Source organism: Myxococcus hansupus (assembly GCF_000280925.3).
Taxonomy (GTDB): domain Bacteria; phylum Myxococcota; class Myxococcia; order Myxococcales; family Myxococcaceae; genus Myxococcus; species Myxococcus hansupus.
On record NZ_CP012109.1, the window covers coordinates 7,915,808 to 7,928,821 of the forward strand.

Sequence of the window (13,014 nt, forward strand, 5' to 3'; positions counted from 1 at the left end):
CGAGCAGCCTCGCTGATGGCCGGGGTGAGCCGGCGGGGGCGGTGTGGGACAGCGGATCGGATGGAAGTGGGTTAAGGGGGAGGCCGATGACCCACGCTGCCTCGTCCCGCCGGTTCCAGGCCTTCAGCCTGGGGGTGCTCGCCTTCACGCTGGTCGTGATTCTGTGGGGGGCCTTCGTGCGCGCCACGGGCTCCGGCGCGGGCTGTGGTGACCACTGGCCGGTGTGCAACGGCGAGGTCATCCCCCGCGAGCCCAGCGTCCAGACGCTCATCGAGTACACGCACCGGCTGACGAGCGGCCTGGTGATGATTCTGGCGCTGGCGCTCTACGTCTGGGCGCGGCGGGGCCACGCCAAGGGCCATCCGGTGCGGAGCGCGGCGGCCTGGGCCCTGTTCTTCATGGTGACGGAGGCGCTGGTGGGCGCCGGCATCGTCCTCTTGAAGTACGTGGCGGACAACGCGTCGGTGGGCCGGGCGCTCTGGATGGGCGTGCACCTGGTGAACACCTTCCTCCTGGTGGGCGCGCAGACGCTGGTCATCTGGTTCGCCCGGGGCCGGGCGGCGCTGAGCCTGCGCGGCCAGGGGCTGCCGGGCGCGCTGATGGGCCTGAGCATCCTGGGGCTGCTGGTGCTGGGCGTCAGCGGCGCCATCGCCGCGCTGGGCGACACGCTCTTCCCCTCCACCACGCTGGCGGAGGGCCTGCGCCAGGACGTGTCCGAGACGGCGCACATCCTCATCAGGCTGCGCGTGCTGCATCCGTTGATCGCCGTGGGGATGGGCGCGTTCCTGGTGGTGGCCTCACGCTGGGTGGCGCGGCTGCGGCCGTCCGAGGACGTGCGGCGCGCGGCGTCCGCCATCACGGTGCTGTACGCGGTGCAGTTGGGCGCGGGCGTCACGAACCTCCTCCTGCTGGCGCCGGTGTGGATGCAGCTCGTGCACCTGCTGCTGGCGGACTTCGTGTGGATGTCCGTGGTGGTGATGTGCGCGTCGGGCCTCGCGGCGGATGCGCCCCGGCTCGTGGCCGAGACGGCGCCCGCGTCGAGCGCCGAGCCCGTCTGACGGACGGTCAGCGGCGCGGGGCGCCACACCATCACGCCTCAGCGTGAACGCGCGGCCGCCCCCAGTCGCAACCCCTTGGGCACCACGAGGCGCTCCACCCCGTCGAACAAGCCGCTGGCGAGCAGCGCCAGCGCCGCGGCGGGGACGGCGCCCTCCAGGATGAGCCTCACATCATCCAGCCGGATGCCCGTGAGAATCGGCTGGCCGTAGCCGCCCGCGCCCACGAGCGCGCCCAGGGTGGCCGTGCCCACGTTGATGACCGCCGCCGTCTGGACCCCCGCGAGGATGGACGGCGCGGCCATGGGCAGGTCGATGCGCCACAGCCGTGCTCGCGCGGGCAGCCCCAGGGCCTCCGCCGACTCGCGAACCTCCAAGGGGATTCCCGCCAGCCCGGCCGCCGTGTTCCGCACGATGGGCAACAGGCTGTAGAGAAACAGCGCCGCGATCGCCGGGCGCGAGCCAATCCCCAGCAACGGAATCATCACCACCAACAACGCCAGCGACGGCACGGTCTGGATGACCCCCGTCAGCCCCAGCACACCCCGCCCCAGCCGAGGCCGCCGCGCGGCCACCACGCCCAACGGCACGGCGAGCAGCACCGCCCCCAGCAAGGACACGCCCACGAGGAACAGGTGCTCGCGCGTGCGCTTCCACACGCGGGAAACCAGCCCCTCACCGCGCACCTCCGAGGTGACGCCCAACGCGCGGCCCAGGAAGTCCGCGGCCACACGCCCCTCCGGCACGCGCTCCAGCCGCGCCTGCGCGTTGAGCTTCACCATGTCCTCCTCGGACACGCGACCTTCCAGGCGAAGCATCGCGGACAAGGCGTCGGGCGCGCGTGACGCCAAGTCGTCGCGGTACAGCAGCACGGCGTCGTAGGCGGGGAAGTGGTGCAGGTCGTCTTCCAGGACCCGCAGCCCGTACGCCAGAATCTCCGCGTCCGTGGAGTACAGGTCCGTGAGCTGGAGCGCCCCGCTCTCCATTCCTCGATACGCCAGGTCATGGTCGAGCCCGCGCACGTCTCGCTGGGGAAGCTGGTAGCGGCTTCTCAGCGCGGGCCATCCATCCGCGCGGTCCATGAACTCATTGCTGAAACCGAAGCGCAGCTCCGGGTGCTTCTTCAAGTCGGAGATGCTTCGAATGCCCAGCCGCTGCGCCTCCGCCTCCTTCATGCCCAGCGCATACGTGTTGTTGAAGCCCAGCGGCTCGCTCATCCGCAGACCGGATTCCGCCAGCGCCTCGCGCAGCGCCGCATCGTCCGGCAGGTGGCGGCCCGACAGCAGCTCCTGTCGCAACGTGCCCGTGTACTCGGGATACACGTCGAGCTCGCCCCGCCGCAGCGCCTCCCACAGCACCGCCGTGCCGCCCAGCTCCCGCCGGTGCGTCACCTTCGCCCCCGTGCTCCGCGCGAGCTGGGTCACCGCCTCGCCCAGGATGACGGACTCGGTGAACTTCTTGGAACCCACGCGCACGGTGGGCGTCCCCTCTCCAGGGGCCGAGGACCGTCCACAGGCACTCGCGAGCAGGCAACACACCACCACCCAGGCCCTCACGCCGAGCCCTCCGTTCCGCCACCGGGCAGGGGCCGCTGCGCCTGGATGAAGCGCGTGACGAAGTCATCCGCGGGCCGTGCCTCCAGGTCCGCGAGCCGTCCCTGCTGCACCACCCGCCCCTCTCGCATCAGGAGGATGCTGTCACCCAGGAAGCCCGCCTCGGCCAGGTCATGCGTCACCAGCACCACCGTCTTGCGCAGGCGCGCGAAGATGCCGCGCAGGTCGCCCTGCAGTTCGTGACGCACCAGCGGATCCAAGGCCCCCAACGGCTCGTCCAGCAGCAGCACGTCCGGGTCCAACATCAACGCGCGCATCAACGCCACCCGCTGACGCTGCCCCCCTGAGAGCTGCGAGGGATAACGCGCCAGCGCGTCCGTGGGGAAGCGCGTCAGCTCGACCAGGGACTCCAGCCGCTCGCGCAGCTTCGTGGCGGGCCAGCGCAGGTGGTGGGCCATGAGGGTGACGTTCTCCTCGCCCGTGAGGTGCGGAAAGAGGCCGCCGCCCTGGAGCGCGTACCCCACGCGGTGCCGCACCGCGAGCAGCGCCTCGCCCTCCGCGGGCAAGGGCTTCCCATCGAAGAGCACGCGGCCGGTGTCCGGCGGCAACAAGCCATTGAGCAGCCGCAACAACGTCGACTTGCCACAGCCGCTGGGCCCGAGCAGCACCGTGGTGCGTCCCGTGGGCAGCGTCAGGCTGAGCGGATGCAAGGCCTGCATCGACCCGTAGGATTTGGAGACGTCCTGAAGCTCGTACACGCGGTGCCGTCCTTCGCTTCGCCAGCATCAAGGCAGGGTGAATGCGCCGTTGCAGACCGCGGGGAACGGCGCCTCGGACGCGCGATGGCTGCACGCGGCGAAGAGGGCCCGGTCCTCCCATTCCACGGCGGCGGCCCACACGACGAGCGCCCCTTCCGGAGCGGGCACGGTGAAGCGCGAGCAACGCGTGTCCAGGTTCTCCAACTGGCAGGACACCTCTTCCACCGCCCCCGCGCCGGGCAGCGATTCCCACAACGCCTCCACACTCCGCGAACGCCACCGCGCCGTCACCGCGGGCCGGGCCGGCGTGTAGAGGCTCCACAGGAACGAAGCGTCCTCGCAGCGGAGGCGTCCCGAGCGCGCCGTGGACACGGAGAGCTGACACCCGTCCGGGACGGCCAGCGGACGCCACGGCAACCGCGGTGGAACGAGCAGCGCGTCCGCGCCCAGGGGTTCGCCCTCCGGAGTGCCATTCGACGCGAGGTACTCGAGCAGCTCCACGCAGCGCGCCAGCAGCGGGCGGGCGTTCGCTCGCGCCACACACCCGAGCTGCCGCACCCGGTCCAGCTCGCCCGTAACCGCCGAGACATAACCTCCCGCGCGGCAGTCCCCCGCGGCACACGCCTCGAAGCGCACCGCGGGCCACGGCCTGCCCGCGAGCGGCAGCGCATCCTCGACAGACGTCACCCCGGCCCCCAGGCGCTGGGTGACGCGGACCTGGGCCTCGGCGAGCGCCTGCTCGAGCGTCATGCCGTCGCGCTCGGCCAACCAGACGGTGAGGCCCTCGCAGCGGTACAGCCGGGAGCGCTCGCTGTCCGGCACGGGCACGCAACCTTCGAAGAGGTCGCGGGCCTCGGGCACGAAGGGCCCCACGGACGTCGCGCCCTCCGGTGCCACGGGCGGCACACGGGCCGGAGACATGGCGCACGCGCACAAGGCCCCGGCCAGGTACACCGACAGCAACCTCGCGGCGGTCCTCATGCTCGCGGAGTTAGGCGCCGCCGTCGTGCCACGTCAACCCGTCAGGCCCGGTGAAACGTCGGCGCGTTCACTCGAAGGACTCTTCCAGCCCTCGCGCCCGCTGCAAGTGGCGGTCAGCGAGGTTCCCCGTCCTGTCGAGCATGAGCGTGAAGCCCCCGTCATTCTTGTAGTCCGCCTGCGCCTGCTTCACCAGGTGGAGCCCCTGCTCCTGGTCCTCGACGACGCGCTTCAAGAAGGCCTTGTCGAAGTCCTCGCCCTGCGCTTTCCGAAGCGCTGCCAGGTGCTGCTGCGCCTCGCTCACCCCGCGCTCGATGCGCGCATCCGCGCGCTGCATCGGCATGCTCTGGTCGTCGCCGCCCGAGCCCCCCACGCCCTGCCCCTGCGTGACCCTGGGCTGGACGAGGTCCGCCACCACGACATCCATGGACGGAGAGCTGCCCCACTGCTTCAGCGAGTCGAGGTGCCTGCGGTGGTCCTCGACCATCCGGAGGGCGAACTGACGCACCTGTGGATTGGCCGACTTCTCCAGCGCCAGGTTCGCGGACGCGATGGCGCTCGCGTCGAAGAGGGCGAGCCGCGCCAGGAGCAAATCCCGCTCCGCCAACACGTCCCGCGTCTGCCGCGCCTGGCTCGCCTCCGCCCGGGGCGCGAGCCCCACGAAGGGAGCGCCCCCCAGCATGGCCGCCAGGACCACCACGCCGCCCGCACTGCCAAGCCTTCCAGCCATGTCCACCTCCAGACTGTCCGAAGGTGGGCGCCGCACATGCCGTCCGGCAAACAGGGCCTGCCCGGCGGGACCTCCCCATGGGGCCCCGTGGACACGCGGCTCAGTCCTGACGCCTGCTCGCTGGCACCACGGTGTTCGCGCCCGCCGCGCCACCGCCCAGGGGCACCACGCCCAACGTGACGGCGGCGCCCTCCTGCGCGCTCGTGTGGGAGGCCTCGGCGCGGAGCATCGGCAGGCCGTGCGGCTGCTTCTGGAGGTACTCGATGAACTTCTCGCGGACCACGCAGCGCAGGTCCCACGCCTTGCCCGAATCCGACGCGCTCACCAGGGCGCGCAGCTTGATGGTGCGCTCGGTGCAGTCCGTCACCTGGAGCCGGACGACCTTGCCGTCCCAGAGCCCCTTGCCGTCCGTCGCGACGATGCGCTCCAGCTCCGCGCGCGCGGCCGGCACGTTGGTGCGGAAGTCCGCGTAGATTTCGGCCGTGCCCAGGATGTCCGGCGACACCTTGCTCCAGTTCTGGAAGGGCTTGTCGAGGAAGTGGCTCATCGGCACCACCAGCCGGCGCAAATCCCACACCTTCACGACGATGTACGTGAGGGTGATTTCCTCCACCCAGCCCCACTCGCCCTCCACGATGACGGTGTCGCCGATTCGCACCGGCTGGGTGATGGAGAGCTGGATGCCCGCCAGCAGCGTGGAGATGGACTTCTGCGCGGCGAGGCCCAGCACCAGGCCCGCGATGCCCGCCGAGGCCAGCAGCGACACGCCCACGTTGCGCACCGCCTCGAACTGGAGCAGCAGCAACGAGCCCGCCACCAGCACGATGGCGCACTCGATGACCCGGCGCATGACGGCCAACTGCGTGCGCAGCCCGCGCACCCGGGCCACGTTCTGCCCCTCCGTGCCCACGCGGTCCTCCACGAAGCCCGCGGCCAGCCGCACGAAGCGCACGAGGAACCACGCCACCGCCACGATGACGACCGAACGCGAAATCACGTCCACCAGGTGCTGCGCGGGCGGCGGGAACAGCAGCAGCCGCGTGCAGGACGCCACCATCACCGCGGCCACCGGGTGACGCAAGGGGCCCTTCGCCGCCGCCACGAACTGGTCATCCCACCCTGACGCCGTCATGCCCGCCGCACGCGCGCCCACCCGCAACACCACCGCCTCCGCCAGCCGGCCCGCGAGCCACGCGCCCACGAGCAACACGCTCAGGCCCAGCCACTGCCACAGCTCCAGCACCCACACCGGCCGGACGAAGAGGAACGGCGGCAGCTTCTCCACCATGGGCGAGCCGTACACCGTGAAGAGCGTGTCGATGGCGCGCACCGTGTCCTCGCTGACCACCCAGACCGGCCCCTCCGGGGCGTCCACGCGCTGCAGGCGGATGTCCACCGAGCCCCGCGGCAATGGAATCTGTCCCAGCGATTCGTAGACGGAGTCGGGCGAGTCGCCTTCCGGCTTCTGGCTGATGTTCGCGAAGTCCAGCCACAGCATCCGGTCCAGCACGAAGACGAGCCGCTTCGCCAGCCGCAGGCCCTCCGCCGCCTGCTGCTCCGGCGGCAGATGTGACAGCGACAGGTAGTGGGGCGCACGCACCGCGTCTCGCGCATGCGCGGTGTCCAGGAAGCCTGCCGCCGTGGCCATGGGCGTGCGGCGATCCACGTCCGCGGGTGGCTCGCCCAGACCTCCATTCAGCGCGAACCCCGGCAGGGGCAGCAGCAACAGCAGGAGCAAGGCGAGCGAACGGCGCATGTCGGTTTCCTGGAGGAATGAAAACTGTGATTTGACCTCCAACAACCACGAAGAGCACCCTGTGTCCAGGACCCACGCCACGGCGCGTCACGTCGGCGCGCCCGCCCGGCGTGCGGGCGAGAAGGCCCCAGTCGAGGGGACGCTCGCCGGTGACGGTTGGGTCACCCGAGCACATCCAAGCGCGTGCGCGGGGGGTTCCATCGAGCAGGCGGACCCGGACCAGGACGCCCGACACGGACTGATACGCTCGGCCGCATGGCGCGGATTCTCATGGCGGCCCATCCGACGGCGGGACACACCAATGCGTTGCGCGCGATGGGAGGGCGCCTGCGGGAGTTGGGCCATGACGTGGCCATGGCCGTCACGGTGCCTCCGGCGCTTCCTTCCGCCCTGATGCCCGAGCCGCTGCGCTACGCCACCCAGCTCCCCGAGGCACTACTCCGCGACGGCTTCCGGCTGGTCCCCTTGCGGCCCGCCCCTGCTTCGCTCTGGTACGGCGCGCGCATCACCCGCGCCCGGGGATTGGATGAGCTGGCCTTGGCCCTGAAGCTGTTCACCGCCGGCATGGAGGCCCAGGCCCGAGGCATCGCGGCGGACATCGAAGCCTCCGGCATCGACGTGGTGCTGGCGGACTACCTCATGCCCGCGGCGCTGCTCGCGGCCCGGATGACGCGGCGGCGATACGTCGCGCTGTATCACTCCGCCCTCCCCTTCCCTGTCGAGGGCGCGGCCCCGTTCGGCAGCGGCCTCCCGGATGACGCGCCTCGCGACACCGCGTGGATTCGGGCCGAACAGCGAGGCGTCGAGCTGCTGCGAGGCTTCGACGCTCGCGTCGCCCGGGCGGCGAAGGCGCTGGGCGTCTCGATGAAGACCGACGGCCTGCTGGCGACCCCCATCTCCGAGGACCTCAACCTGATGGCGACCACGCCCGAGCTGGAGCCCGGCTTGAAGCCATTGCCCGGCCCCGTGGAGCTGACGGGCCCGTGCCTCCCGAAGCCCACGCTCGCGAACCAGGACGACCCCGTGCTCGCTACCCTCCGGCCCGGGCGCACGCACGTCTACGTGTCACTGGGCACGGTGTTCAACGGCCAGCCGCAGGTCTTCCACGCGATTCTGGATGGGCTCGCACGCCACGACGTGGACGTCGTGGTCAGCGCGGGCGCCAGCTTCGAGCGGCTCCAATCCCGCGCGGGCCCCAGAACGCGGGTGTTCCGCCACGTGCCACAGGTGCCCCTGCTCCAGAAGGTGGACCTGGTGGTGACGCACGGCGGGAACAACACCGTGCAGGAGTCGCTCGCGGCCGGACGGCCCATGGTCGTCGTCCCCTTCGGCGGCGACCAGCTCGCGAACGCGCGGCGCGTGGAGCGGCTCGGCATGGGCCGCGCCGTGCTTCCCTCCGCGCTGAGCGCGACCTCCATCGCCCACGCGCTCACCGAAGTGTCACAGGCCCGCTTCTCCACGCGGGCCCGCGCGCTCGCCGCGACGCTGGAGGGCGTGGACGGAACAGAGCGCGCGGTCCGGGCCGTGCTTCGACTCATCGAGACATGACACGGAGACGGAGCGTCCCCCTCTGCGCGCTCCGCCCCCGCATCCGTCCCCCCCTACCTCACGGCGTGCAGGCGCCGTGCGTCACGCTGCTGCACGGGTCATCGTCCCCGCACCGCGTCCAACGCGCGCAACGTTCGGCGTTGAAGTCTTCGAACGCCTGCACGCTCGTCGTCCGCCGGCCCTGGCCCGCGGACACGAGGCACATCTCGAAATCCCGCAAGGGCGTGTTGGGAATCTCGTAGAGCTCCTCCGTCGCCGAGTTCAACATCCCGGAGCTGCCCGCGCACTGCATGGCATTGGCGAGTGACGAGGCACGCACCTCCACCACGCGCAGACCACACCGGGCCGGCTTGCTCTGGACGCCCACGGCGAAGATGGTGCCGTTCGGGTCACAGGTGAGGTCCGCCACGGACTGGCACATCCCGCTGACACACACGGCGTTCGACCGGCAGAACTGGCTGTTCCCGGACGACGTGCAGCAGGACTCGCCCACCTCGCCGCAGTTGCGGCACCGCTCGCCCGCCGCCTCCATCACACACGACAGCGTGCCGTTGCAGGAGGTCGTGGCGCCACTGACGCAACAAGCGCCACCTTCGGCGCCACACGGTCCACAGGTGCCGCTCTGGCAGGTCAGCCCGGCGTTGCAACTGTTGGCGTCCGTGCGGCAGGCACAGCCGTTCGTTCCATACTGACTGGGGTCACATGACGAGCTGCTCTGGCAGCTACCGCAGCCCGCCAGGATGGCCATGAAGAACATCAACAGCCCCCGCAGGGGAGAAGTCATTTTCACGAGGAGAATCCTTGTTCTTGGAGTGAATGAGGAAGGGACCACCGCGCGGCTCACGGGCGCAGCACCAGTTGGACGCGCTGGCCCTGGCCATCCGTCGCGAGCACCGCCACGCCGAAGTCATCCGCGAGCGCGAGTGCCCGCGTGACGCGGTACTCCGCCTTCTTCAGGTCCTCCGGAAGCAAGTCATCCAGGCGCAGGGCCTGCTTGGCACCCGGCGGCACGAGGAACGCCGTCTGCGTCTTGCCATCGTCGGCGGTCGCGTTGCCCAGCACCCATCCGCCGTCGTTGATGGCCACGGCCTTCGCGGACACGAAGCCCTCGGGCAGCGGCAGCCACTGGAGCTCCTTCTTGTCCGACCAGATGAAGGGCCGGAAGTACTTCTCCCCTTCGAGGACCGCGCCCACGAACACGCCCACGTCGTTCACCGCGTGGATTTCCGACTCGGTCTCCACGAACACGTCCACCTTGTCGCCGTAGACGCGCGCGGCCCGGAGCCCCTTGTCCGTCTCCAGCGTCACCGCCGCCTCACCCAGCGCGTTGAAACGCAGGCCCCGGGTCTTCAGCTTCGACACGAGGGACAGCGGCGCCGGTCCCACCTCGTCCACGAGGAAGAGGCCCTCGGGCTTGTGCGGGTCGCGCACCAGCAGGGTTCCGTGGGCGTTGGCCGTCACGGCCTCCCAGCCGTCCAGCCACACCTCGGGTTCAGCCTTCACATCGTCCGAGCGGAACCGGAACGCGTGCGCGCCCTTGGACGTATACGCGGTGCCGAACACGTCACCCGCCGTGTTGATGCCCACCACGTGAACCTTCTCGGCGCGCAGCACCCCGTTCAGCTTATGCGTCTCACCCTTCGCGGTGACGAAGACGTCCGAATCCGTCTCCCGGTCCCGGGCCACCAGCGCGCCGCCATTCAGCAGCCCCAGGAGCGCGAGGCGGTACTCCACCTGGACATAGCGGACGAACTCGAACGGCTTGCGGACACACTCCGGGACGCTCAACCGCACGCTCCTGCGGACGCCACCGGACGCCGCGTAGATGACCGTGGGCCCCGTCCAGTTCGGAGGCAGGCGGACGGTGAACCGCGCGGACCGTTGGGCCTCGGGAATGCGCACGGGCAGCACGCCCACGCGCGCGTCCACGCTCATCAGGTCCACCAGGATGCCGCCCGTCGGCGCGGGGCTGCTGAGCACCACGTCGCCGTACAGCTCCGTGGCGTTGGGCGACGGGCAGCGGCTGACGGGGGTGGTGACGACCATCGACGACAGACGGGGGCGTGGCACGCCGCCATAGGCGATGAACTGGCGCATCGCGACGGGCTCCGTCCAATAGTGTTTCCAGATGATGTCCGTGTAGCCATCGATGAAGACGCTGGAGCCGGACGTCAGCACCAGCTCGACGTTGTGGGGGCACGCCGCGCTGTTGCAGTACGGGTCATCCGCGCCGCGCACCTGCCGGGCCAATGCCTTCAGGGTGCCCCGCACCCGGGTCACGCTGTTGGCGCTGCCCAGGTAGTAGGGAGAAGGCAGGGTGTCGTTGAAGGTCCAGGTGATGACGTTCCCGGAGCGCGAGCCATACATGCGCAGCACCAGGTCCGAATTGATGCCGAACTGCCGCGCCGGAACGTTGAGGTTCAGCGTGCCCGCCGCCTTGGGCAACAGCCAATAGCCGGTGGAGTAGTCATTGCCCCTCACGTGGATGCGGGCGGCGTTGAGGCGGAGGTTCGTCCCACGCACGACGTCATCAATGACATCCGCGTGGGCCGCTTGCGCCAGGAAAAAGCCGAGCAGGGCCAGGGGCCACAGCCCGTTGAGACTGCGCTTCATGAAGACCTCGGTTGAAGTGGGTGGTGGAATGAAACGAATGAGACTCAGCCGCCCCGGCTGGCCGAGGCCTGCGCCATCAGCGCCATGACGCGGGCGCGGGTGGCCGGCTGCTGACCGGGGCGCATCGACAGGGCCTGGAGCATCCGGAGGACGGCGTCGCTGTCATCCATCCGGACCGTGAGGACGTTCAGCAGGGGCGCCTCGGCCCCCACCGCCAGCCCGCCCGAGATGACCCAGACGCTCAGACGCTCCAGCTCGGCGCCGCCCAAGGTGCGCCCGTTCAGCGCGTCCAGATACACCGCCTGCACGGCGCGCTCGGTCTCGGACGACAGCGCCTCCAGCAACATGCCCGTGGCGGCTTCCTGCGGCGCGGTGCGCAGCGCCGACGCGGCCGCGGCGCGCACGGTGGGCGACGCGTCACGCAGGTGGGGCGAAGCCAGGTCCATGACGCGCTCCGCGCCGCTGTTGCCCAGCGCTCGCAGGGAATGCTCCAGCGCCTCCGGACTGTCCGCCTGGATGAGCGCGTCCTCCAGCGGGCGCAGGAACTCGACCGCCTCCGGGCTGCCCGCGGGCAGGTGCGAGACGACGGCGCCCAAGGCGTATGCGGACGCGCGCTCGGTGCCGACATCACCGGAGGCGCGGGCCTCCGCGTTCATCCGGGCCAGCAGCCGCCCCGTCTCCGGCTCCGGCTCCCGGAAGAAGCCCGCGCGCTGCACCATCATCGCGTGCGCGCCGGGGTGCTCGCGGGCCTCCTTGGAGACAATCAGCTCGCGCAGGGCCGCCTGGGCCTCCGCGTGCCCCGCGCCCGCCAGCAGGTCCAGCATCAGCTCGCGCATCGCGGGCGCGACACCCGGCCGCTTGAAAAGCGCGCCCAGCTCCCCCGTCCGATGCGGCTCCAGTTTGAGCGCCGCGATGGCCCTCCGCGCGAAGGTACCCGTGTCCCCCACGGCGGCCGGGTCGTTCGCGGACGCCAGCGCCTCCAGCATCAGGTCCACCGTCATCCCGGCGGCCTGGCTCGTGGCCAGCGCGCGCTCCTCATCGCCCTCGAAGACGAGCTGCGACGGCGCGCGGACAATGGACTTGGCCTCCGTCGAAGGCGGGAGCGGCTTCTGCTGGCGCGTGGAGAAGGTCAGGCGCAGGCGGACGCGGCGTGACAGCAGCGGGCGGCCATCGGTGTGCGTGGCGTCCAGGATTTCGTTGAGGGAGACGGCGGCCAGGAATCCGTCCGGGTCCCGGTCGAACTGCGTGAGGGAGCTCAACTTCTGCTGGAACGCTGGCACGTGCGAGGCGGCGCGCAGGGACTGGTAGCGCGTGCGGCGGCGCGACAGGCGCGCGCGGTCATCCTGGAACTGGAAGTTCGCCTCGACCTGCCCCAGGTGCGTGGACTCGACGGCAGTCCACTCGGTGGCGTCGCGCAGCTCGGTGGGGAACAGCTCCGCCGCCAGCGACTGCGTGAACTGCCGGAACATGGGGGGCTCCGCGTCCGAGTACCGGACGCCCACGAGCGCGCCCTGGCCATTCAGCTCCAGCCACGCCGACGCGGACTCGGGCAGATGCTCCTGGAGGGAGGCCGCGTCGGGGAGCAGGGACTGGCCGGAGAACGTGACCTCATGCCGGCTCAGGCGCTTCAACGCCAGCCGCAGCCGCGCCCCATTCTCACGGACCTCGAGCGCCTGGAGCGTGAGCTCGCCATCCAGGTTCATCACGCCATCGAACCGCTGGAGCTCCTCACCGCCAGGAACGGTGAACGCAATCCGCTGCAAGTCGTTCCAGACGAAGTGATACGTGCGCTCCTCCCCCACGGTCCACTGATAGAGCGGCAGCCGGGAGGGGCTCACCGCCGCCTGCGGGGTGGCCACGACGGGCGCGGAACGGTGGAAGAAGTGCCAGGCAGGCACCGCACCGGCGAGCAGCAGGGTGGTCAGCGCGGCCGTGCGGACGGCGAGCTTCGAGCGACGCATGAAGAACTCCCAACAGGAAAAGAAAGGGGCCGCCGCGGGAAGCAAGACACCACGGCGGCGAA

The 13,014-nt window shown here is 70.7% G+C and carries 10 protein-coding genes; 2 read left to right on the top strand and 8 right to left on the bottom strand.

Annotated elements, in window-relative coordinates; genetic code table 11:
• Positions 1-86 precede the first annotated feature (86 nt).
• A complete protein-coding gene (locus A176_RS31100) occupies positions 87-1,058 on the top strand; it encodes a COX15/CtaA family protein (RefSeq protein WP_002636065.1) in 972 nt (323 codons plus the stop codon).
• Positions 1,059-1,096: 38 nt separating this feature from the next.
• Here A176_RS31100 and A176_RS31105 read toward each other — a convergent pair whose 3' ends face one another.
• From A176_RS31105 to A176_RS31125, 5 genes are all read right to left on the bottom strand, one after another.
• The gene (locus A176_RS31105) at positions 1,097-2,611 is read right to left on the bottom strand and encodes an ABC transporter permease/substrate-binding protein (protein ID WP_002636066.1); all 1,515 of its coding nucleotides are present in this window, start codon (positions 2,609-2,611) and stop codon (positions 1,097-1,099) included.
• A complete protein-coding gene (locus A176_RS31110) occupies positions 2,608-3,366 on the bottom strand; it encodes an ATP-binding cassette domain-containing protein (RefSeq protein WP_002636067.1) in 759 nt (252 codons plus the stop codon). The genes A176_RS31105 and A176_RS31110 overlap by 4 nt, the downstream gene beginning before the upstream one ends.
• A 27-nt stretch (positions 3,367-3,393) precedes the next feature.
• Complete coding sequence (locus tag A176_RS31115; protein ID WP_226994038.1) at positions 3,394-4,347, bottom strand: hypothetical protein; 954 nt, start codon at positions 4,345-4,347, stop codon at positions 3,394-3,396.
• A gap of 67 nt (positions 4,348-4,414) precedes the next feature.
• Positions 4,415-5,074 carry a DUF4142 domain-containing protein gene (locus A176_RS31120; protein ID WP_002636069.1) on the bottom strand — a complete coding sequence of 220 codons (660 nt, stop codon included), beginning with the start codon at positions 5,072-5,074 and terminating at the stop codon, positions 4,415-4,417.
• Between the two features lie 100 nt (positions 5,075-5,174).
• Positions 5,175-6,830 (bottom strand): mechanosensitive ion channel family protein, encoded by a 1,656-nt coding sequence (locus A176_RS31125; protein ID WP_002636070.1) that lies wholly within the window; start codon positions 6,828-6,830, stop codon positions 5,175-5,177.
• 255 nt (positions 6,831-7,085) lie between these two features.
• Between A176_RS31125 and A176_RS31130 the strand changes: the two genes are divergently transcribed.
• A complete protein-coding gene (locus A176_RS31130; protein WP_002636071.1) occupies positions 7,086-8,378 on the top strand; it encodes a glycosyltransferase in 1,293 nt (430 codons plus the stop codon).
• A gap of 58 nt (positions 8,379-8,436) precedes the next feature.
• Here A176_RS31130 and A176_RS31135 read toward each other — a convergent pair whose 3' ends face one another.
• From A176_RS31135 to A176_RS31145, 3 genes are read right to left on the bottom strand one after another with little or no spacing between them, the layout of a single operon-like run.
• Positions 8,437-9,162 (bottom strand): hypothetical protein, encoded by a 726-nt coding sequence (locus A176_RS31135; protein ID WP_226994429.1) that lies wholly within the window; start codon positions 9,160-9,162, stop codon positions 8,437-8,439.
• 56 nt (positions 9,163-9,218) lie between these two features.
• Positions 9,219-10,991 (bottom strand): hypothetical protein, encoded by a 1,773-nt coding sequence (locus tag A176_RS31140; RefSeq protein WP_002636073.1) that lies wholly within the window; start codon positions 10,989-10,991, stop codon positions 9,219-9,221.
• Between the two features lie 44 nt (positions 10,992-11,035).
• Positions 11,036-12,952, bottom strand: coding sequence for a HEAT repeat domain-containing protein (locus tag A176_RS31145; RefSeq protein ID WP_002636074.1), 1,917 nt, complete (start codon positions 12,950-12,952; stop codon positions 11,036-11,038).
• Positions 12,953-13,014: the final 62 nt, after the last annotated feature.

Bases quoted from the DNA above. Each gene is read 5' to 3' on its own strand.
- A176_RS31100 (WP_002636065.1), top strand. From the start codon at position 87: ATGACCCACGCTGCCTCGTCCCGCCGGTTCCAGGCCTTCAGCCTGGGG.
- A176_RS31135 (WP_226994429.1), bottom strand. From the start codon at position 9,162: ATGACTTCTCCCCTGCGGGGGCTGTTGATGTTCTTCATGGCCATCCTG.
- A176_RS31145 (WP_002636074.1), bottom strand. From the start codon at position 12,952: ATGCGTCGCTCGAAGCTCGCCGTCCGCACGGCCGCGCTGACCACCCTG.
- A176_RS31140 (WP_002636073.1), bottom strand. From the start codon at position 10,991: ATGAAGCGCAGTCTCAACGGGCTGTGGCCCCTGGCCCTGCTCGGCTTT.
- A176_RS31120 (WP_002636069.1), bottom strand. From the start codon at position 5,074: ATGGCTGGAAGGCTTGGCAGTGCGGGCGGCGTGGTGGTCCTGGCGGCC.
- A176_RS31130 (WP_002636071.1), top strand. From the start codon at position 7,086: ATGGCGCGGATTCTCATGGCGGCCCATCCGACGGCGGGACACACCAAT.
- A176_RS31115 (WP_226994038.1), bottom strand. From the start codon at position 4,347: ATGAGGACCGCCGCGAGGTTGCTGTCGGTGTACCTGGCCGGGGCCTTG.
- A176_RS31125 (WP_002636070.1), bottom strand. From the start codon at position 6,830: ATGCGCCGTTCGCTCGCCTTGCTCCTGCTGTTGCTGCTGCCCCTGCCG.